General features: G+C 61.5%; 17 protein-coding genes and 1 tRNA gene. 12 read left to right on the top strand and 6 right to left on the bottom strand.

Features of this window, described 5'->3' with window-relative positions:
- Nucleotides 1-23: 23 nt before the first annotated feature.
- Nucleotides 24-419 (top strand): diacylglycerol kinase, encoded by a 396-nt coding sequence (locus BG455_RS00655; RefSeq protein ID WP_071468019.1) that lies wholly within the window; start codon nt 24-26, stop codon nt 417-419.
- Nucleotides 420-828: 409 nt separating this feature from the next.
- Here the strand turns inward: BG455_RS00655 and ykgO are convergent, their stop codons facing one another.
- Nucleotides 829-954, bottom strand: coding sequence for a type B 50S ribosomal protein L36 (gene ykgO / locus BG455_RS16790; RefSeq protein WP_084386057.1), 126 nt, complete (start codon nt 952-954; stop codon nt 829-831).
- A 67-nt stretch (nt 955-1,021) separates the two neighbouring features.
- Nucleotides 1,022-1,096: transfer RNA gene (locus BG455_RS00645), tRNA-Val, on the bottom strand.
- A 148-nt stretch (nt 1,097-1,244) separates the two neighbouring features.
- On the opposite strand from BG455_RS00645, the gene BG455_RS00640 reads away from it, so the two are divergent.
- The gene (locus BG455_RS00640; RefSeq protein WP_071468195.1) at nt 1,245-2,102 is read left to right on the top strand and encodes an N-formylglutamate amidohydrolase; all 858 of its coding nucleotides are present in this window, start codon (nt 1,245-1,247) and stop codon (nt 2,100-2,102) included.
- An 88-nt stretch (nt 2,103-2,190) separates the two neighbouring features.
- Complete coding sequence (locus tag BG455_RS00635; RefSeq protein ID WP_071468017.1) at nt 2,191-4,716, top strand: cation:proton antiporter; 2,526 nt, start codon at nt 2,191-2,193, stop codon at nt 4,714-4,716.
- Here the strand turns inward: BG455_RS00635 and BG455_RS00630 are convergent.
- Nucleotides 4,701-5,342: a glutathione S-transferase gene (locus BG455_RS00630; protein WP_071468016.1), complete on the bottom strand. Its 642-nt coding sequence runs from the start codon at nt 5,340-5,342 to the stop codon at nt 4,701-4,703. The two genes, BG455_RS00635 and BG455_RS00630, sit on opposite strands and share 16 nt — an antisense overlap.
- 77 nt (nt 5,343-5,419) lie before the next feature.
- A complete protein-coding gene (locus BG455_RS00625; RefSeq protein WP_071468015.1) occupies nt 5,420-6,289 on the bottom strand; it encodes a branched-chain amino acid aminotransferase in 870 nt (289 codons plus the stop codon).
- A 160-nt stretch (nt 6,290-6,449) separates the two neighbouring features.
- On the opposite strand from BG455_RS00625, the gene BG455_RS00620 reads away from it, so the two are divergent.
- Complete coding sequence (locus BG455_RS00620) at nt 6,450-6,959, top strand: MarR family winged helix-turn-helix transcriptional regulator (protein ID WP_071468194.1); 510 nt, start codon at nt 6,450-6,452, stop codon at nt 6,957-6,959.
- Entirely contained in the window at nt 6,956-7,678 is a 723-nt protein-coding gene (locus tag BG455_RS00615) for a response regulator (protein ID WP_071468014.1), read from the top strand. Before BG455_RS00620 ends, BG455_RS00615 begins: the two co-directional genes overlap by 4 nt.
- A 60-nt stretch (nt 7,679-7,738) precedes the next feature.
- Here BG455_RS00615 and pnp read toward each other — a convergent pair whose 3' ends face one another.
- Together pnp and ahcY are read right to left on the bottom strand one after the other, a co-directional pair.
- Entirely contained in the window at nt 7,739-9,868 is a 2,130-nt protein-coding gene (gene pnp, locus BG455_RS00610; RefSeq protein ID WP_071468013.1) for a polyribonucleotide nucleotidyltransferase, read from the bottom strand.
- A 261-nt stretch (nt 9,869-10,129) separates the two neighbouring features.
- Nucleotides 10,130-11,518, bottom strand: a complete 1,389-nt coding sequence (gene ahcY, locus BG455_RS00605) for an adenosylhomocysteinase (RefSeq protein ID WP_071468012.1) — start codon at nt 11,516-11,518, stop codon at nt 10,130-10,132.
- 192 nt (nt 11,519-11,710) lie between these two features.
- On the opposite strand from ahcY, the gene BG455_RS00600 reads away from it, so the two are divergent.
- From BG455_RS00600 to BG455_RS00570, 7 genes are read left to right on the top strand one after another with little or no spacing between them, the layout of a single operon-like run.
- The gene (locus BG455_RS00600; protein ID WP_084386056.1) at nt 11,711-13,528 is read left to right on the top strand and encodes an autotransporter assembly complex protein TamA; all 1,818 of its coding nucleotides are present in this window, start codon (nt 11,711-11,713) and stop codon (nt 13,526-13,528) included.
- Nucleotides 13,528-17,400, top strand: a complete 3,873-nt coding sequence (locus BG455_RS00595) for a translocation/assembly module TamB domain-containing protein (RefSeq protein WP_071468011.1) — start codon at nt 13,528-13,530, stop codon at nt 17,398-17,400. Before BG455_RS00600 ends, BG455_RS00595 begins: the two co-directional genes overlap by 1 nt.
- A 19-nt stretch (nt 17,401-17,419) precedes the next feature.
- Entirely contained in the window at nt 17,420-18,181 is a 762-nt protein-coding gene (locus BG455_RS00590; RefSeq protein WP_071468010.1) for an SDR family oxidoreductase, read from the top strand.
- Entirely contained in the window at nt 18,178-18,792 is a 615-nt protein-coding gene (locus BG455_RS00585) for an enoyl-CoA hydratase/isomerase family protein (protein WP_071468009.1), read from the top strand. The genes BG455_RS00590 and BG455_RS00585 overlap by 4 nt, the downstream gene beginning before the upstream one ends.
- Nucleotides 18,793-18,844: 52 nt before the next feature.
- Nucleotides 18,845-19,186 carry a hypothetical protein gene (locus tag BG455_RS00580; RefSeq protein ID WP_071468008.1) on the top strand — a complete coding sequence of 114 codons (342 nt, stop codon included), beginning with the start codon at nt 18,845-18,847 and terminating at the stop codon, nt 19,184-19,186.
- 38 nt (nt 19,187-19,224) lie between these two features.
- Nucleotides 19,225-19,716 (top strand): copper chaperone PCu(A)C, encoded by a 492-nt coding sequence (locus BG455_RS00575; protein WP_071468007.1) that lies wholly within the window; start codon nt 19,225-19,227, stop codon nt 19,714-19,716.
- A gap of 60 nt (nt 19,717-19,776) precedes the next feature.
- A complete protein-coding gene (locus BG455_RS00570; RefSeq protein WP_071468006.1) occupies nt 19,777-20,244 on the top strand; it encodes a low molecular weight protein-tyrosine-phosphatase in 468 nt (155 codons plus the stop codon).
- Nucleotides 20,245-20,281: the final 37 nt, after the last annotated feature.

The raw sequence follows: 20,281 nt of genomic DNA, 5'->3' as shown, positions 1-20,281 counted from the left end.
GTGCCAGCTTATCTGGGGATTATGTGACCGATCCGACAAATCATAAACCGCCGCATGTCGTGAAGCGGCGGCTTGGCCTTGGCCATCTCATCGACGCGACCGGCTATTCCATTGCGGGGTTTCGCAGGTTGCTGCGCGAATCTGCGGCGCGTCAGGAATTGGGGCTTGGTGTTGTCGGGCTGGTTGTGTTGGGTTTTGCGGGGGCAAGCGCGGGCCAGTTCATCGGGTTTGTGGTGTTGTTCTGCGCGCTGCTGGCGGCTGAAGCGTTGAATACTGCCATTGAGGTGCTTGTGAACCATCTGTCGCCCGAATGGTCACAGATGGCGAAAGACGCCAAGGATCTGGGGTCACTCGCCGTTGGTTTGCTGGTCGTGGCCAATATCGCCTATCTTGGGGGTGTTGTGCTGGGGCTGGTCTGAACCGCCCCCATGCTCGACACCTGACACAAGGAGCCGCCAAGGGTGACAAAGATCAGCTTTGCGCGACTTCGCGGACGCTGACTTTTTGGGTGCAAAGCCGCGTAGCGTCGGGCCGCGGTGCGGCGATCCTCACGCCCTGCTATAGCACTTTATGCTGGCCAAATCCGCGCAAGATCAAGGCTTTGCGCTTGAGGCAGCCAAATCGCCGTGCCGTGGGTGCGGCCCGGCGATGCGCGGCGGGCCTACGGCCCTTCGTTCCGCGCCGGGTATGCCCCCCAAGCCCTGAAAGCTGTCATTGCGCTTCTTATATCAAGTGGCGACCATTGGAATCTGTCCACCTTCTCGCAACAAGGAAAACCGCCCAAAGCGCACTTCTTTGGGCGGTTTTCAAAATCCAGTGTCGAAAATCTTAGCCCTGACGAGCTTTGAATTTCTTTTGCGTCTTGTTAATCACATAGACGCGGCCTTTACGGCGCACGATCTGACAATCGCGGTGACGGCTCTTGAGCGAGCGCAGCGAGTTTCTGACCTTCATCGGCCTTCTCCTATTCGCGGCGCGCGAGCGCCTTTGCGGTTGGTCCTGCGACAAAGGCAGGGGTGAATGGTGGGCACGACAAGGTTCGAACTTGTGACCCCTACGATGTCAACGTAGTGCTCTACCACTGAGCTACGCGCCCTGACCAGATGATTTCTGCGCCCCAAATAAAAGGGACGCGGAGAGCACCGCGTCAATTAATGCGGTCTATAAAAGGAGTCGCAGGCAGGATCAAGGGCTTTTGAATGCTGAATGCTATGCGCTATAGTCAAAAAAACAGAAACGGTGCCATGCAGTCCTTTGACTTCCTTCCCGCCGCCACGCCTGACAGTGCTGTGGTCTTCGCCTCGCCCCATAGCGGGCGCAATTACCCGTCGGAATTTCTGGCCGCCTCGGCGCTGGACCCGATTCTTCTGCGCTCGTCTGAAGATGCCTATGTGGACCGATTCTTGCGCGCCGCCCCTGCCGCAGGCGCAAGTGTTCTGCTGGGCGGTGTGCCGCGCGCCTATGTCGATTACAACCGCGCCGCGACCGAGTTGGACCCCGCGCTTATTGCAGGCGTGTCGGCGCGCGGGCTGAACCCGCGCATCAGTTCCGGTCTGGGGGTGATCCCGCGTGTGGTGGCGGGCGGGCGCGCAATCTATCGCGGCAAGATCACACAGGCCGAGGCTGACTTGCGCCTGCGCCTGTATTGGCACCCCTATCACGAAAAACTGGCCGAGATTATGGCAGCGCAACGTGCCCGCCATGGCCGCGCCATCTTGCTGGACATGCATTCCATGCCGCGCGATGCGGTCAGCATGAACGGGCAGCACACGGCCTTGCGCCCTGATATTGTGCTTGGCGACAGGTTCGGGGCCTCTGCCCATTCCCCCATCACCGAAGCGGTTGCTGCGGTCTTTACCGCAGCGGGCTTGCGCGTGGCGCGCAATTCGCCTTTTGCGGGGGCCTATATCACGCAGCGCCATGGCATGCCCTCCAGCGGGCAGCACGCCATCCAGATCGAGATTGACCGTGGCCTGTATCTGGATGAACGCCATGTCTGCCCGAATGCCAGTTTCGACAGCTTCCAGCGGTTGATGGATGGCATTGTGCGCGACCTTGCCGCCATCGGGCGCAGTGACGCCGTGCCGCTGGCTGCCGAATAGTGCCGCATTCTGTCACAAAGCGCTGATTTTTTGCGGCAACCTTGGCTAATTCATTCTCTCTACAAGATTTTCTGCTTATAGTTGCGACATGGATATTATCGCGCTTGTCGGGGCCTTGGCCGCGCTTTTCATCGTAATCGGTGTGTCAGAACCGCTGTCAGAGCGATTGCGCCTGCCGTTTACGGTGATCCTTGCGATTGTGGGTGCAGTCATTGGCGCGCTGGCGCTGTATGTGCTGTCCAGCGACATGGCAACCACGCTGAACCCCGTGTTGCGCCGCTTTCTGGAACTGCCTATCCGCTCCAACGTGTTCTTGTATGTGCTGTTGCCCACCTTGCTGTTTCAGGTGGCGCTTATGGTCAATGCGCGGCGCATGCTGGATGACTGGGTGCCCATACTGGTTATGGCAGTGGGGGCGGTGGTGGTGGCCACAGTTGTCATCGGCTATGCGCTTAGCCCGTTTACCAGCCTGTCCTTCGCCGCCTGCCTGTTGATCGGGGCGATTGTGTCAACCACCGACCCTTCCGCCGTGGTCAGCATCTTTCGCAATATCGCAGCCCCCCAGCGCCTGACGCGAATTGTCGAAGGGGAAAGCCTGCTGAACGATGCGGCAGCCATTGCGCTGTTCGGGTTTTTCCTGACATTCGTCATGTCCGGCGTGCCAGACCCCAGCTTGCAGGATGCGCTGGTCATTTTCCCGTGGCTGGTCTTTGGCGGCATCGGGCTGGGGCTGATCCTTGCGCGCCTGACAGTGGCCGTTATGGCGCTGATCCCCACCTTCCCGCGCGCGCAAGTGTCAATCAGCGTGGCGCTGCCCTATCTGACCTATATCATAGCCGAGCAATTCCTTGGCACATCGGGTGTCATTGCGGTGGTGGTGGCAGGGCTGACCCTGAACCTGACAGGGCCGGGGCGCCTGACCCCCATGAGCTGGACCTACCTGCGCGAGGTTTGGGAGGTGCTGGCCTATTGGGCAGGCGCGCTGATCTTTATTCTGGCCGCACTTCTGATTCCGCGCCTGATGGGCGATTTGCGCCTGAATGACCTGTATCTGATTGGCGTCATTATTCTGGCGGCCTTTGTCGCGCGGGCGATCATTCTGTGGGGAATGTTGCCTGCCTTGTCGTTCCTGCGGCTTTCGCCGCAGGTCGAACCCGCCTATCGCGCCGCGATCCTGTGGGGGGGCTTGCGCGGGGCGGTGACATTGGCGCTGGCCCTGGCGGTGACAGAAAACGCGCTGGTCCCCCCTGCCATCAAGCGCGAGGTGGGCATTCTGGCCACGGGCTTTACATTGTTCACGCTACTGGTGCAGGGCACGACCCTGCGCTGGGTCATCGCGCGGCTGGGGCTGGACCGCTTGCCACGGCTGGATCAGGCGCTGTCGCATCAGGTTATCGCGGTTGCCCTGCAAAACGTGCGCGAGGAGATTGCAGAGACCGCGCGCGATTTCAAACTCCCGCAAGAGGTGATCCGCTCAGAGGCGAAGCGCTTTGCCGAACGGCTGGACAGTGCAGTAGAGCTGGCCGAAGCGGCCGAGGCGATCCCCGACCGCGACCGTATTACGCTGGGGCTGGTGGCTTTGGCCGGGCGCGAACGTGATCTGATTATCGAAAATTTCCGCCAGCAAGTATTCTCTGCGCGGCTGGTGGACCGCATGTTGTCCGATGTCGACCGGCTTATTGAACAAACCCGCGGCGGCGGGCGCAATGAATACCGCGCCGCCGGACGGCGCGCGCTTGGCTATGGCGGCTGGTACCGGCTGGCTGTGTCGGTTCATAACCGCTTGCGCTGGTCGCTGCCGCTGGAACGCATGACGGCTGAACGGTTCGAGCTGCTGTTGAACCAGCGCCTGATTCTGGGTGAATTGCATGGCTATATCAACAGCAAGATCCGGCGCATCCATGGCCGCCGCGTGGCCGATCTGCTGCATGAACTTCTGCGCCGCCGCGAAGAAGAAACCGACAATGCCGTGGAAGGGCTGCGCCTGCAATATCCCGGCTATGCCGAGGAGATGGAGCGCCGCTTTATCCGCCGCACCTCGATCCGGCTGGAAGAACGTGAATACGAAACCCTGTTCAGCGACGGGCTTATCAGCCGCGAATTGTATACCACCCTGCGCGACCGGCTAAGTGGCCGCCGCAGCAAGGTAGAGGCCCGCCCAGCACTGGATTTCGCCCTGCAAAAAGATGCGTTTTTGCGCAGCTTCCCCCTGTTTGAAGGGATGCGCGATGACCAGCGCCGCCAATTGGCGCGCGCCCTGCGCACCCATCATGTCGAACCGGGCACAGTGCTGTTGCGCAGGGGTGAGGTTCCCCATAGCGTCTATTTCATCGCATCCGGTGCGGTGGAACTGGAACGCAAAGGCCAGAAACTGCGCCTTGGACGCGGAGAGTTCTTTGGCCATATCGGCCTGCTGACCCGCCAGCCCCGCCGCGCCATGATCAGCGCGATCAGCCATTGCACGCTTCTGTCGCTGGATGAGACGCGCTTCAAACGCCTGCTGACGCGCAACCGCTCGCTCTATGATGCGGTGTTGCACAGCGCCGAATTGCGCGGTGTGACATTGGACAGCGCGGCCCTGTCAGACCCGCCCACGCCCTACCCCAAAAGTTGACTGTTCTCGGGCGGAAACCGAAAGCCAGTGTCGCCTGCAACCCATTGCGGATATTTTTCCATAACCGCCCCAAAACGGGCCGACTCTAGAAAACGCCCAAGCCAGCCCTGCACTGCGGGCCATGGCTGGGCGTCGAACCAGCGCTTGTCGATAAAGGCAAATTGCCGGACAAAAGGCAAGATTGCGTAATCTGCAACACTTGCGCGCCCGAACAGCCATGTGTCGATCTGGGCGTCCAGTTCTGCCAGATGGGCGCTGGCCACGGCCAGATTCCGGGTGCGGTCCTCTTGCGGATAGCGGCTGGCATATTTGCAGCGGTCCAGCGCATGTTTGAACGGCCCGTCAATGCGCGCGATCCAGTCCCAACCCGATGCAGGCATGTCCAGCCAGCCCTGCGGGTCATTGCGGCCCAAGGCCCACCGCATGATGTCCAGACTCTCGTCAATCACGCCGTCTTGCGTGACAAGGCAAGGCACAGTTGCACTGGGGGATGCGGCCAGAAACTCTGCCGGTTTGTCGCGCAGCACCACTTCGCGCAACGCCACCTGCTGCGCGCTTTCCGCCAGCGCCAGCCGCGCGCGGATGGCATAGGGGCACCGCCGGAATGACCACAGGATCGGGGGCATTGGTGCTGCTCCTCTCAGGTGCCGCAACGTGACCCCGGCCTTGCGCCGGGGTCTCTTGGCTGGCCACGCGGCGGGGGTTAAGCGCGCACCAGCGCTTCGTATGTTTCGGAGACTTTACGCGTCATCTGCCCCACTTGGAAGTGATGCGCGCCAATCTGGCCCACGGGGGTCACCTCGGCGGCAGTGCCGGTCAGCCAGCATTCGCTGAAACTGGCCAGTTCTTCGGGCATGATATGGCGTTCATGCACCACGATTCCCATATCGCGCAGCATGGCGATAACGGTCTGGCGGGTAATCCCGTTCAGGATCGCATCGGGGATGGGGGTGTGAACCTCGCCATCTTTCACGAAAAACACATTCGCGCCGGTCGCTTCGGCCACATAGCCGCGATAGTCATAGAACAGCGCGTCCGAACAGCCCTTTTCTTCGGCCGCATGCTTGGACATGGTGCAGATCATGTACAGACCCGCCGCCTTGGCCGATGTCGGGATGGTTTCGGGCGAAGGGCGGCGCCATTTGGCGATGTCGAGTTTGGCACCCTGCCACTTCGCATCGCCGTAATAGGCACCCCATTCCCATGCCGCCACGGCCATGCGCACAGGGTTGCGCCGTGCAGCGACCCCCATATCCGGCCCGGCACCCCGCCACGCAACTGCGCGCACATAGGCATCGGTCAGGTTATTGGCTTCCAGAACCGCAGTCTTTGCGGCCTCGATCTGATCCACTGTGTAAGGGATCGGCATGTCCAGCAGGTTGCCCGAGTCCAGCAGCCGTTGCGAATGCTCGCGGCTTTTGAAGATTTTGCCGCTATAGCACCGCTCGCCCTCGAATACAGAGGAGGCATAATGCATTGCATGGCTCAGGATATGCACATTCGCATCGCGCCAGGGCACCAGCTGCCCATCCATCCAGATCATTCCGTCCTTGTCATCATATCCGCCGACCATCAGTGCCTCCTCAATGGCGATATTTTCAGATGTTGCGCAAAAAAGGTCCGTTACGGACATAATGTTACGTCAAATCGGGGAATCGCTACCAATTCACTCTTGGAATGTCAACAAGGCTGACATAAACTGCGGCAAGTTTGCAGAAGAACGGATTATGACCATGGCCGAGGGCAGCACCAGCGCGATGGGCGGCGAGAACCTGCTGTTCCTGACGGATGAGCAGTTGCGCAAGGGCATAGAGGCCATGTTCTTCGCCTATCGCGGCTTCACCGCAGACCCTGACCGCATTCTGGAGGTGCATGGCTATGGCCGCGCCCACCACCGTGCTTTGCATTTCATCAACCGCACCCATGGCACCACGGTGAACAACCTGCTGAACATTCTGGGTGTGACCAAGCAATCGCTGAACCGCGTGCTGCGCACGCTGATCGAAGACGGGCTTGTGGAAAGCCGCGTTGGCCGCAAAGACAGGCGCGAGCGGAACCTGTTTCTGACCGAGAAGGGCGACACGCTGGAACGCGCCCTGTCCGAAGCGCAACGCGAGAGGATGCGCGCGGCCTACCGCGCCGCAGGGCCGCAGGCAGTGGCCGGGTTCCGGCAGGTGCTGGAAGCGATGATGGATGACGAAATACGCCGCCAATACACCAATATGCGGGACCGCCGCGCATGAGAAGCGAGGCGCAGCCGCATCTGCTGATTGTCGATGATGATGCCCGCATCCGCGCGTTGTTGCAAAAATACCTGTTGCGCAACGGCTATCTTGTGACAGCGGCGCGCGATGCGGCCCATGCCCGCAGGCTGTTGGCGGGGCTGAGCTTTGATCTGATCGTGCTGGATGTGATGATGCCCGGCGAAGACGGGTTCAGCCTGACACGCCATATCCATGCCCAAGGGGCCGCCCCCGTGCTGCTGCTGACCGCGCGCGGAGAGGCGGAAGACCGGATCACAGGGTTCGAGGCGGGCGCGGATGACTATTTGCCCAAACCGTTCGAGCCGCGCGAATTGCTGCTGCGCATCAATTCCATCCTGCGCCGCACCCCGCAGCAGCACAGCGCAACCGCGATCGTGCCGCAAGTGCTGGTCATTGGGCCGTTGCGCTATGATCTGGAACGCGGAGAGCTGAAGCGCGACGACAGCCCGATACGCCTGACCCAGACCGAAGCCGCAATCATGCGGCTGTTTTGCGAAAACCCCGGCGAGGTCATCTCGCGCGAAGCATTGGTCGAGCATCTGAGCCGCGACCGCGCAGGGCATGGCGGCATGGTGGGGCAGGAACGCGCGGTCGATGTGCAGATCACCCGCCTGCGCCGCAAGCTGGAACATGACCCCAAAAACCCCCGCCATCTGCAAACCGTGCGCGGGTCTGGCTATATGCTGGTGACAGAGTGACGGGCCAATAGAAAAGGCCCCGGATCAAGTCCGGGGCCTGCGTTGTGCGCCTTTAGCAGATTACTCTGCCTGCTCGCCCACGATTTCCTCGCCGGTTTCCTGATTGACCACTTTCATGGTCAGACGGACCTTGCCGCGATCATCGAAGCCCAGAAGCTTGACCTTGACGTCCTGACCTTCTTTCAGCACATCCGACGGATGGTTCAGGCGGCGGTTTTCGATCTGGCTGACATGGACCAGACCATCGCGCTTGCCAAAGAAGTTCACAAACGCGCCAAAATCGACCAGCTTGACCACTTTACCAGTGTAGACCTTGCCAACTTCCGGCTCTGCCACGATCGAATAGATCATGTCATAGGCTTTTCTGATGGCGTCCTGATCGTTCGAGGCGATCTTGATCGTGCCATCGTCGTTGATATCGACCTTCGCGCCCGACACTTCGACGATTTCACGAATGACCTTGCCGCCTGTGCCGATCACTTCGCGGATTTTATCCGTAGGCACCTGCATGGTTTCGATCTTGGGGGCATATTGGCTGAAACCGGCAGGCGCGGTCAGCGCTTGTGCCATTTCGCCCATGATGTGCATGCGCGCATCTTTGGCCTGTGCCAGTGCCTGTTCCATGATCTCGAAGGTGATGCCGGCAACCTTGATGTCCATCTGAAGGCTGGTAATGCCTTCGGCTGTGCCTGCAACCTTGAAATCCATGTCGCCAAGGTGGTCTTCGTCGCCCAGAATATCGGTCAGGACTGCGAATTTGCCGTCTTCTTCCAGAATCAGGCCCATTGCCACGCCAGCCACAGGGGCTTTCAGCGGCACGCCCGCATCCATCATCGACAGCGAGCCGCCGCAGACCGATGCCATGGAGGAAGAGCCGTTGGATTCCGTGATCTCGGACACCATGCGGATGGTATAGGGGAAGTCGGTTGCCGCAGGCAGAACCGCCTGCAACGCGCGCCATGCCAGCTTGCCATGCCCCACTTCACGACGGCCGGGAGGGCCGAAGCGCCCAACCTCGCCCACCGAATAGGGGGGGAAGTTGTAATGCAGCAGGAAGTTGGATTTGCTGGTGCCGGTCAGCGCGTCGATGAACTGCTCGTCATCGCCCGTGCCAAGTGTGGTGACACAGAGCGCCTGTGTTTCCCCGCGTGTGAACAGGGCCGAGCCATGTGTGCGCGGCAAAAGGCCGGTTTCGGCAACGATCTGGCGCACGGTCTTGGTGTCGCGCCCGTCAACGCGCGGCTCGCCAGCAATGATGGCACCGCGCAGGATCGAGGATTCCAGTTTTTTCAGCGCTGATCCAAGGTTCTCATTGGCAAGCTGCTCTTCGCTCAAGCTTGCCTTGATCGCATCGCGGGCCTCGCCAATGGCGGCCACACGCTCTTGCTTGTCGCGCAGTGCAAAGGCGGCGCGCATCTGCGCCTCGCCCGCAGCTTTGACGGCGGCATAGAGATCGGCATAGTTGGGCGGCTGGAAATCAAACGGTTCCTTGGCGGCATCTTCGGCCAGATCAACGATCAGGTCGATGACGGGCTGGATGCTGTCATGGGCGAATTTCACTGCACCCAGCATTTCAGCCTCGGTCAGCTCATAGGCTTCCGATTCCACCATCATCACGGCATCTTTTGTGCCGGCGACAACCAGATCAAGGCGCTGCTCGGGGTTCTCGCGCAGCTTTTCCATGTCCTGACATTCGGGGTTCAGGATGTATTCGCCATTGGCATAGCCCACGCGGCACGCACCGATTGGCCCCATGAAAGGCACGCCGGAAATGGTCAGCGCGGCAGAGGCTGCGATCATGGCAACCATGTCGGGTTCATTGACCAGATCGTGGCTGAGCACAGTGCAGATGACCAGAACTTCGTTCTTGAAACCCTCGACAAACAGCGGGCGGATCGGGCGGTCGATCAGACGCGATGTCAGAACTTCCTTGTCGGAAGGGCGCGCTTCGCGTTTCAGAAAGCCACCGGGAACTTTGCCGGCTGCGTAATATTTTTCGATATAATGCACGGTCAGCGGAAAGAAATCCTGCCCCGGCTTGGCTTGCTTGGCAAAGGTCACATTGGCCATGACCGATGTCTCGCCCAAAGTGGCGATGACCGAGCCGTCAGCCTGACGGGCAACCTTGCCCGTTTCCAGTGTCAGCGTCTCTTCGCCCCACTGGATCGATTTTTTCGTGATGTTGAACATAACTCGCGTATCCTCATGGAAAGCACCAGCCCTCTGGCCTTTCCGTTTCCAATAGCGGCCCCATTGCCGCCGACCCCAATCCTATGCATCACGCCGGGGTCATTGCGTCACGTCTCAGATAGCGCGGGCCTTACAGGAAAATGGCACATAAGAAAAGCGCGAATGCCAAAACAGGGTGCAACGCAGCCCCGGACTTGATCCGGGGCCTCGTGCCTGACCCAGAGGCCCCGGATCAAGTCCGGGGCCATGTTGCGCAAGATGTCAGTAGCGGTAATGCTCTGGCTTGAACGGTCCTTCGACCGTCACGCCAATATACTCGGCCTGATCCGGTTTCAGCTCGGTCAGTTTCACGCCGATACGTTCCAGATGCAGGCGTGCGACCTTCTCATCCAGATGCTTGGGCAGCACGAACACGCCCGGCGCATAGTCGTCGCCCTTGGTCCACAGCTCGATCTGGGCCAGAACCTGGTTGGTGAAGCTGGCCGACATAACAAAACTGGGGTGGCCGGTGGCATTTCCAAGGTTCAGCAGGCGGCCCTGGCTCAGCAGGATCATGCGATTGCCCGAGGGCATCTCGATCATGTCCACCTGATCCTTGATATTGGTCCATTTGTGGTTTTTCAGCGCGGCCACCTGAATTTCATTGTCGAAATGGCCGATATTACCCACAATCGCCATATCCTTCATCTCGCGCATATGCTCGATGCGGATGACATCTTTGTTGCCGGTGGTGGTTATAAAGATGTCGGCGGTGGACATCACATCTTCCAGCGTTGTCACCTCAAACCCGTCCATCGCGGCTTGCAGCGCGCAGATCGGGTCGATCTCGGTCACTTTCACGCGCGCCCCTGCGCCGCGCAAAGACGCCGCAGACCCTTTGCCCACATCGCCATAGCCACAGACCACAGCGACCTTGCCTGCCATCATCGTGTCGGTCGCGCGGCGGATGCCGTCGACCAGCGATTCCTTGCAGCCATATTTATTGTCGAATTTCGACTTGGTCACGCTGTCATTGACGTTGATCGCAGGGAAGGGCAGTTGCCCGTTCTTATGCAACTCATACAGCCGGTGCACGCCGGTCGTGGTCTCTTCCGACACGCCCTTGATCGCATCGCGTGTCTTGGTGAACCAGCCGGGGCTTTGCGCCATGCGCTTGGCGATCTGGGCCTTGATGACCGCTTCTTCCTCGGATTGTGGAACGGGAATGATATCTTCGCCCGCTTCCGCGCGCGCCCCCAGCAGCACATACAGCGTGGCATCGCCGCCATCGTCCAGGATCATATTCGCGCCGTCAGCGAACATGAAGGATTTATCAAGGTAATCCCAATGCTCTTCCAGTGTCTGGCCCTTGATGGCGAAAACCGGCGTGCCCCCTGCGGCAATGGCGGCGGCAGCGTGGTCTTGGGTGGAGTAGATGTTGCACGACGCCCAGCGCACATCTGCCCCAAGCGCGGTCAGTGTCTCGATCAGAACCGCCGTCTGGATGGTCATATGCAACGACCCCACGATCCGCGCGCCTTTCAGCGGCTGGCTTGCGCCAAATTCCGTGCGCAGCGCCATCAGCCCCGGCATTTCCGTTTCTGCGATGTCGATTTCCTTGCGCCCGAATTCGGCCAGCGAAATGTCCTTGATAATGTAGTCCTGTGCCATCTGCCGAATATCCTTTGCGCCGATGTTTTCTGCGTGGCGACATAGCACTGCCCCCCCCTACAGGCAAGAGAACGCCAAATCTGGAGATTTCGTGATGATGGGGGCGCTTTCCTTATGCCTTTGGTGTTGTAGCTTGAGGTGTGTTCTGCAACACTCAGGACAGGCGAGCGTGGGTTATTGGTGCAGAGAAACGTGAAAACCAAGCAGAAATGGCCAGTGACATGGGTTGATGCAAGGTCTTTGGCGCTGGCGGCGCTGCTTTTGCCTGCTTTGCCCGCACAGGCGTTTGAAACGCTGGAAATCACCTTTGAGGGGCAGGATAACGGGCTGGAAACCGCATTGCGGCGTGCCTCTTTGCTGCAAGCCGCGCAGGATGACGGGGTGCAGGACCCGTTCGAGGTGTTCACCATCGCGCGCGCCGAATATGGCCAGTTGATCGGCACGTTTTACGAAGCGGGGTTTTACGCGCCGCAAATTTCGGTGCGGATTGACGGGCGCGAGGCGGCAGATATCTCGCCGCTGACCCCGCCCGACACAATCCGCCGGATCGACCTTATCCTGACAGCGGGGCCTGCCTTTGTGTTCGGCCAGACACAGCTTGGCCCTTTGGCGCAGGGCACCGCATTGGCCGAGGATTTCGCCGCAGGCCGTCCGGCACGCAGCACGGTCATCCGCGAAGCGACATCGGACGCGGTGGATGCGTGGCGCGATCAGGGCCATGCAAAGGCGCAGCCCGAAGACCAGCAGATCACCGCGCGCCACCCGCCGGGCGCGCTGGATGTGGCCGTCCAGATCGCGCCCGGGCCGCGCTTGCGCTTTGGCCGGTTGCGCCCCGATGGCCAGCAACGCACCCGCCCCGCGCGCATTGTCAAGATTGCGGGCCTGCCCTCGGGCGAGGTGTTCTCGCCGCGCGATGTCCAGCGCGCAGCCGAGCGGTTGCGCAGGACAGGCACTTTCGCCTCTGTCTCGTTGCGCGAGGCCGAGACTGCGAACCCTGACGGAACGCTGGATATCAACGCTTCTGTGGTCGAGGCACCGTTGCGCCGGATTGGGGCAAGTGTCGAATATGACACCGAGGCAGGCGCCAAGCTGGGCGCGTTCTGGTTGCACCGCAACCTGTTTGGCGGGGCAGAGCGCTTCCGCATAGAGGGGATGGTAGGTGGGCTTGGGTCAGGCGGCGGGCTGGATTACCGCCTTGCCACCGAATTCTCGCGCCCTGCCACCTTTACCCCTGACACTGCGCTAAATTTCGGTGTCGTGATCGAGACAGAACGCGAATCCGATCTGGATGCAAAGCGCGTGCGGCTGGATATCGGGCTTGTGCACAGGTTCAGCGACACGCTGACTTTCGGCGGCGGTATCGGCCTGTTGCTGGAGCGGGCAGCTTTCGGGCCGAACCTGCAACAACGGCGCGACTTCAAACTGTTGCTGCTGCCGCTGGATGTGACATGGGACCGGCGCGACAATGAACGCGCGCCAACGCGCGGGTTTTACACGCGCGGCGAAGTGATGCCGTTTTTGGGGCTTGGCGGCACCGATAGCGGCGCGCGCGCCTATGCCGACTTGCGCGGCTACCGTGCCTTTGGCCAGGACGATGGCGTGGTCTTGGCGGGCCGTGCGCAACTGGGCGCTGTCTTTGTGGCCGATCTTGCGCGCACACCACGGGATTTGCTGTTTTATTCCGGCGGCAGTGGCAGCGTAAGGGGGCAACCCTTCCGGTCGCTGGGGGTGACCAGTGGCAATGTGAGCTCTGGCGGGCAGGGCTTTGCGGCGCTGTCTGCTGAAATGCGCGTGCGTGCGACAGAGAATATTGGCGTCGTCGCCTTTGCCGATGCGGGCTATGTGTCAGAGGGCGCGTTTTCCGGCAGTTCTGACTGGCATGCAGGCGCGGGGCTGGGGCTGCGCTATGACACAGTGGTGGGGCCATTGCGCATTGATGTGGGCTATCCTGTCGCAGGCACGACAGGCAGCGGCTTTCAGCTATACTTGGGCATCGGGCACGCGTTTTGATGAAACTGCTTCGTCATATCGTGCAATGGTCCGTCTGCGCCCTGCTGATCCTGTCACCCGTTGCCATGGCACAGGACGCCGCGCGCGAAAGCGTGACAGAAACACTGCTGCCGCGCGCGGGTGAAAGCGATGTGGGCTATCTGACGCGCTTGTTGCAAGACGGGCTGTCCGACAGCGGGCGCGAGGTGCGCATCGGGGGGTTTAGCGGCGCTTTGTCATCGCGCGCCACGTTCGAGCAGATGAGCATCGAAGATGACGAAGGCGTTTGGCTGCTGGTGGAAGGGGCGGCACTGCAATGGAACCGCTCTGCCCTGTTCCAGCGCCGGATCGAGATTGCCGAAATCTCGGCGGAACGCGTCACCATTCTGCGCGCCCCTATTGCCGAAGACAGCGACAGTGACGACTTGGTCAGCCTGCCCAGTTTCGAGTTGCCGGAATTGCCGCTGTCTGTCCAGCTGGACCAGTTGCAGGTGGGCGAAGTCATCCTTGGCCCCGCGCTTTTGGGGCAGGAATTGCGCGCCAGCGTGCGCGGCTCTGCTGCGCTGGCCGGTGGCGAGGGGCAGGCGCAGTTGCAGATTGATCGCATCGACGAAGTGGAAGGCCAGTTCCGGCTGGACGCTGCGTTTTCCAATGCCACCCGCATTCTTGGCCTTGATCTGGCCATCGAGGAGGGCGCGGGCGGTCTGGCGGTTACCCTGCTGGATATCCCCGAACACCCCTCGGCGGCGTTGACGATTGTGGGCGAAGGCCCGATCGAGGATTTCAGCGCCGACATAACTTTGGCCACCGATGGCCAGCCGCGTGTTGAAGGGCAATTCGCCTTGCAGACAACGCAACCCGGTGTTGCCCAAGCGGTCACGCTGGACCTGGGCGGCGATCTGCGCCCCTTGCTGCAACCCGATTTCCACCCGTTTTTCGGCGAGAACAGCCGCCTGAGCACGCGCGCCAGACGCTTTGATGATGGCCGCCTGTCGCTGGATGATCTGGACATACGCACCGAAAAGCTGGGATTGCGGGGGCGGTTGCAATTGGGCACCGATGGCCTGCCAGATTTGATCGACCTGCAAGGCGAGGTGCGCGCGCGCGACGGATCGCGCGTGTTGCTGCCTGTTGCAGGTGCGCAGACCAGCATTGAATCGGCTGAATTGCAGCTGGGTTTCGATGCGTCCGAGAATGAAGACTGGGATCTGGTGCTGGATCTGCTGGGCTATGATGATGGCAATTTCAGGGTGGAAAGCCTGTTCATCAACGGGCTTGGGCGGATCACGCCCGAGGGGTTTGGCGAAGATATAACCGTGGTGGATGCGCTGGTCGATTTCTCCGCACTTGGTCTGGCGGCCACTGATCCCGGCTTGAACGATGCGCTGGGGCCAGCGGTGTCCGGCTCGCTTGCGGTGATCTGGCGCGAAGATTTGCCCCTGCTGCTGCCCGGCTTCCAGCTGGAAGGGCGCGATTACGCAGTGAACGGGCGCGCGCGGCTGGATGAGGGGGTGATCTCGGCCAATGCGGTGGCCGAATTCCGCGATGTCTCGCGCCTGTCCACCCTTGCGGGGCGCGCCCTGTCCGGCGGGATCGAGGCGCAGGTTGACGCAACCTTGGGGCCAGAGCGGGACCGTTTTCTTGTCGCGGCTGAAATATCGGGGCGCAACCTGACACTGGACCAGCCAGAGCTTGACCTGCTGTTGGCAGGGCGCAGCCAGATCACGCTGGACGCACACGGGGCTGACGGGCAGATCACCCTGCGCCAGTTGCAAGCCACCGCGCGCACCCTGCGCGCCGATCTGCGCGGCCAGCTTTCGCAAGAAGATATCGACTTGCGCGGCGAGATCGACTTCTCGGACCTGTCTGTTTTGGGCAATGGCTATGGCGGCGCGCTGGATGCGCAGGTGTCGCTGCGCGGCCCACGCGAAAGCGAGGCCCTGACTGTCGAGGCTGTCGCCCGCGATCTGACGGTGGGCCAGCAAGATGCCAACCGCCTGCTGCGGGGCGAAACACGGCTGACAGTGGACGGGCAGCGCGATGGTGTTGCCTTTGATCTGGGCAATCTGCGCGTCAGTAACAGCGCCCTCGCCCTTGTCGCGGATGGGCGGCTGGAAGTTGGCGCGTCCCGGTTGCAACTGCGCAGTACCCTGCCCAATCTGGGCGCTATCCGCCCCGGTTTCGGCGGGCGCATCGTCGCAGAGGCCAGCTTGCGCGAAGAAGGCGACGCGCGGCGTGTCGCATTGCAGGCCAGTGCCACAAACCTGCGGCTTGGGGCTGCGGCGGCGGATAATCTGCTGGCAGGCACGCATAGTTTGAACGCCGCTTTGGTGCAGCGCCCCGACGAGGTGTTGCTGGAAACCCTGACGCTGCGCGGCCCGCAAGTGAACGCAACGGTCACAGGCCGGATCGCAGACGGACGGCCCGCGCTGGAACTGGACGCGCGGTTGAACAATCTGGCCGCAGTCGTTCCCGGCATTGTCGGCGCAGTCTCGCTTTCGGGCACCGCGCGCGATACCGGCAACGGCTATGCGCTTGATCTGGGAGTTTCTGGCCCCGCAGGGCTGAATGCGCAGATTGCAGGCGACATCGCGCCCGATCTGCGGGCCAACCTGCGGGTGCAGGGCGGCACTGATCTGGCGCTGATCAACCCCAGACTGGAACCACGGTCCATTCAGGGTCCGGCAGAATTCAATGTTACGCTGAATGGCCCGCTGGCGCTGTCATCGCTGAATGGGTCGGCGCAGGCCAGCAACCTGACGCTGGTTCTGCCGCAACAGAATATCCGCCTGACAGACATCGCGGCGCAGGCGCAGATCACGGGCGGGCGCACCTTGGTCAATCTGGCGGGCAGGTCGGCCAGTGGCGGGCAGATTGCGCTGGATGGCGATATCAACCTTGCCGCGCCCATCACAGGCGATCTGCGCGCAAGGGTGGATGCGTTTACCATTATCAACCCGCAACTGTTTGAAACTGACGTATCTGGCAGCATCGCCATTACCGGCGCGCTGACGCAGGGGCCGTTGATTTCGGGTAATTTGCAGCTTGACCGTACCGAATTGCGCATTCCGCGTGTGGGTCTGGCGGGGCGCGGGTATATTCCGCCCGACATTCGCCATGTGGGCGAAAGCAGCGCCGCGCGCCAGACGCGCGACCGTGCCGGTATTTTCGCGGGCGAAACGCATGGGCGCGAACGCCGCCCCCCTTCGCTTGATCTGACGATAGATGCGCCAAGCCGTATTTTCCTGCGCGGGCGCGGGCTGGATGCCGAACTGGGCGGCAGCCTGCGCCTGACGGGCACCACCGCAGATGTCATTCCCATCGGGCAATTCAGCCTGATCCGCGGCAGGCTGGATCTGCTGGGCAACCGCTTTACCCTGAATGAAGGGTTTGCCAGCCTTCAGGGCGATTTCATCCCGTTCATCCGCCTGATCGCCTCGACCGAGCGCGATGGCGTGACGGCCCAAATCGTGCTGGAAGGGCGCGCGGATTCGCCTGAAATCCGCTTTGAATCGACCCCGCCCTTGCCCGAGGAAGAAGTCGTCTCGCTATTGCTGTTCGGGCGCGGGTTTGAAACTTTGTCGCTGTTTCAGGCGGCACAGCTTGCCTCTTCGCTGGCCACCCTCTCGGGGCGCAGCGAAGGGATAATGGAGCGGTTGCGCCGCAATGTCGGGCTGGATGATCTGGATGTGCGCACTGATGAAGACGGCGAAACCTCTGTCCGGCTGGGGCGCTACCTGACCGAAAACATCTATACCGATGTCGAGGTCAGCCCGCAGGGCAGCAGCGAGGTGTCGATCAATATCGATCTTTCGCCTTCACTGACCGCGCGCGGTCGCGTAGATAACGAAGGGCGCGTCGGCGTAGGGCTGTTTTTCGAGCGCGATTACTGAAGAGACAGGAGAGACACGGATGAGCTTTGAGTCAACCGCTGTGGCGGGCAAGGCCGTGCTGATTACAGGGGCCAGCCGCGGGATCGGGCTGGAAGCGGCGCGCGCTTTTGCGGCGGCGGGCGCAAAGGTCGGAATCGCGGCGCGCAGCATGGATGCGCTACAAGGTATCGCCGCCGAGACGGGCGCAGTGCCGATTGAATGCGATGTGGCCGATTACGCAGCGGTCGAGCGCGCGATTGCCCGCATGCAGCAACAGTTCGGGCGGCTGGATATCCTGATCAACAATGCAGGCGTGATCGACCCGATTGCGCCCTTGTCCAGCGTGGACCCTGCCGAATTCGGGCGTCTGATCGACATTAACCTGAAAGGGGTGTTGCACGGCTTGCGCGCGGCCCTGCCGGTAATGCAGGCGCAAGGCGGCGGCAGTATCATCACCGTCGGGTCTGGTGCGGCGCATAACCCGCTGGAAGGGTGGGGCGCATATTGCAGTTCCAAAGCGGGCGCATGGATGCTGACGCGCGTGGCCGACATAGAGGCGCGCGGGCGCGGTGTCCGCGTCATGAGCCTGTCACCCGGCACAGTGGCTACAGACATGCAGCGCACCATCAAGGCAAGCGGTATCAATGCTGTCAGCCAGTTGGACTGGGCGGCGCATATTCCACCCGACTGGCCCGCGAAAGCGCTGATCTGGATGTGTAGCCCGGATGCCGATGACTGGATCGGGCGCGAGGTGTCCTTGCGCGATGAGGGTATTCGCCGGCGGCTGGGGCTGGGTGCATGATCCGCGTCGCGCAACAGGGCGCTGTCTGGACCCTGACCCTTGACCGGCCCGACAAGGCCAATTCCCTGACCGCCGAGATGCTGAAAGATTTATGCACTGCGGTTGAAGATGCAACCCGCAGCGATGCCTGCGCGATTATCCTGACAGGGGCGGGCCGCGTGTTCAGCGCTGGTGCCGATCTGGACGAGGCGCGCGCAGGGCTTGCCACCTCGCCCCTGTGGGAAGACCTGTCATCGCGGATCGCACAGGCAGAGTGCCTGACCATCGCGGCGCTGAATGGCACGCTGGCGGGGGGTGCATTCGGCATGGCGCTGGCCTGTGACCTTCGGATATGCGTGCCGGGGGCCAAGTTTTTCTACCCGGTCATGAAACTGGGCTTCCTGCCCCAACCCTCTGACCCCGGCAGACTGGCCGCCCTTGTGGGGCCAGCCCGCGCCAAGATGATCCTGATGGCAGGCGCCAGAATAGAGGCAGAAGAGGCGCGCGATTGGGGGCTGGTGGACCGGATCGCGGACCCTGACGCGCTGCTCGCGGTGGCGCAGGCACTTTGCGCAGACGCATTGTCCGCGCGCCCTGCGCATGTTGCCGCGATCAAACGCCTCATCCCGTGATTAGCGCTTTGCCGATCCCCTTGCTACGGGTAGAACCCTTGGAATGAGAGGCATGTTGCAGTCATTCGCGGTTCTTGCGCTGGCGCTGTCAGTGGCGCTGTCCAGTATCGGGCATGCGCAAGCGCGCCATCAGGCCCATGGCGCAACCTCGCTTGTCATCTGCACCGGCTACGGGCTGGTGCGGATCATCATGGATGCCGATGGCACCCCCATCGAACAGACATTGCCCTGCCCCGATTGCGTGGTCACGCTGGCCGCAATGCTGGCCGATGTTGAAACCGGCCTGCGCATACAGGCCCATGCCTGCGCGGGCGCGCCTGCACCGCAGCCAGTTCGGGCCTGTGCGGCTGCGGGGTTCTGGCATGACCCGCGCGCACCCCCTGCCCCTGTCTGAACACTGGCCACACCCCCAATTCAGACAAGGAAAACCCTATGAAACGCTTACTTCTTTCCGCAGCCTGTGCTGCCTCTTTCGCGCTGCCCGCTTTTGCTTGCGACGGGCTGCATATTGAAGACCCTTATGCCCGCGCATCCACCATGATGTCGCAATCGGGCGCAGCCTTTATGCGGCTGGTCAATCATGGCGATGCCGAGTGCCGGTTGGTCGCCGCGCAATCAGACGCCGCGCAGAGGGTGGAATTGCACACCCATTCTGAGGATGAAAACGGCGTCATGCGCATGATGGAAGTCACCGAAGGCTTCGTTATCCCTGCCAATGGGGAACATGTGCTGGCGCGCGGTGGCGACCATCTGATGTTTCTGGGGCTGAACCAAAGCTTCAGTCAGGGCGATGAAATCCGTGTCACGCTGTCCTTTGAAGACGGGGACGATATGGACATCGTCATCCCTGTGGATCTGGAGCGCGCGCCAGAGCATCAGCCCGCCCATGGCCATAGCCATAACCACGGCCATTCGCATAACTGACACAGCCAGAAAAAGGGCCGCTGATGCGGCCCTTTTTGCCAATCTCTCGGGGGGGGTGAAATGACCCAAATCAAGCGCGTTGTGTTCGTCTGTCTGGGCAATATCTGCCGGTCACCCACGGCGCATGGCATATTCCGCGACAAGGCCGCGCAAGCGGGGCTGGATGTCGTGATCGACAGCGCGGGCACAGGGGATTGGCACATTGGCAGCCCCCCCGACCGCCGCGCCACGCATGCGGCACACATGCGCGGCTATGACCTGTCAGACCTGCGCGCGCGCCAGTTCACACCTGCGGATTTCAACGAATTTGACCTGATTTTTGCCATGGACAGGGCCAACCAGCGCGACATTGAAGCGCAGCGCCCCGCGGGGAACACCACGCCGGTGCAGTTGTTTCTGAACCTGACCGGCCAGCCGGGCCGCGATGTGCCTGACCCCTATTTTGACGGATCGTTTGACCAAGTGCTGGACATGATCGAACAGGGTGCTGACATGTTGGTGGCGCAATTGCAAAACGGGCAAGGCTGACCCCAGCACTTGCCCGTTTCTGAATTGGTTATGCCGT

The organism is Roseinatronobacter thiooxidans, from assembly GCF_001870675.1.
Lineage (GTDB): Bacteria > Pseudomonadota > Alphaproteobacteria > Rhodobacterales > Rhodobacteraceae > Roseinatronobacter > Roseinatronobacter thiooxidans.
Note: the sequence above shows the minus strand (reverse complement) of the source record. Positions and strands in the feature narration are given on the sequence as shown.

What these genes read in the sequence shown, in the direction of transcription:
- ykgO (WP_084386057.1), bottom strand. Translation starts at nt 954, where the DNA reads ATGAAGGTCAGAAACTCGCTGCGCTCGCTCAAGAGCCGTCACCGCGAT.
- BG455_RS00640 (WP_071468195.1), top strand. Translation starts at nt 1,245, where the DNA reads ATGCAGTCCTTTGACTTCCTTCCCGCCGCCACGCCTGACAGTGCTGTG.
- BG455_RS00635 (WP_071468017.1), top strand. Translation starts at nt 2,191, where the DNA reads ATGGATATTATCGCGCTTGTCGGGGCCTTGGCCGCGCTTTTCATCGTA.
- BG455_RS00630 (WP_071468016.1), bottom strand. Translation starts at nt 5,342, where the DNA reads ATGCCCCCGATCCTGTGGTCATTCCGGCGGTGCCCCTATGCCATCCGC.
- BG455_RS00625 (WP_071468015.1), bottom strand. Translation starts at nt 6,289, where the DNA reads ATGGTCGGCGGATATGATGACAAGGACGGAATGATCTGGATGGATGGG.
- BG455_RS00620 (WP_071468194.1), top strand. Translation starts at nt 6,450, where the DNA reads ATGGCCGAGGGCAGCACCAGCGCGATGGGCGGCGAGAACCTGCTGTTC.
- BG455_RS00615 (WP_071468014.1), top strand. Translation starts at nt 6,956, where the DNA reads ATGAGAAGCGAGGCGCAGCCGCATCTGCTGATTGTCGATGATGATGCC.
- pnp (WP_071468013.1), bottom strand. Translation starts at nt 9,868, where the DNA reads ATGTTCAACATCACGAAAAAATCGATCCAGTGGGGCGAAGAGACGCTG.
- ahcY (WP_071468012.1), bottom strand. Translation starts at nt 11,518, where the DNA reads ATGGCACAGGACTACATTATCAAGGACATTTCGCTGGCCGAATTCGGG.
- BG455_RS00595 (WP_071468011.1), top strand. Translation starts at nt 13,528, where the DNA reads ATGAAACTGCTTCGTCATATCGTGCAATGGTCCGTCTGCGCCCTGCTG.
- BG455_RS00590 (WP_071468010.1), top strand. Translation starts at nt 17,420, where the DNA reads ATGAGCTTTGAGTCAACCGCTGTGGCGGGCAAGGCCGTGCTGATTACA.
- BG455_RS00585 (WP_071468009.1), top strand. Translation starts at nt 18,178, where the DNA reads ATGATCCGCGTCGCGCAACAGGGCGCTGTCTGGACCCTGACCCTTGAC.
- BG455_RS00580 (WP_071468008.1), top strand. Translation starts at nt 18,845, where the DNA reads ATGTTGCAGTCATTCGCGGTTCTTGCGCTGGCGCTGTCAGTGGCGCTG.
- BG455_RS00575 (WP_071468007.1), top strand. Translation starts at nt 19,225, where the DNA reads ATGAAACGCTTACTTCTTTCCGCAGCCTGTGCTGCCTCTTTCGCGCTG.
- BG455_RS00570 (WP_071468006.1), top strand. Translation starts at nt 19,777, where the DNA reads ATGACCCAAATCAAGCGCGTTGTGTTCGTCTGTCTGGGCAATATCTGC.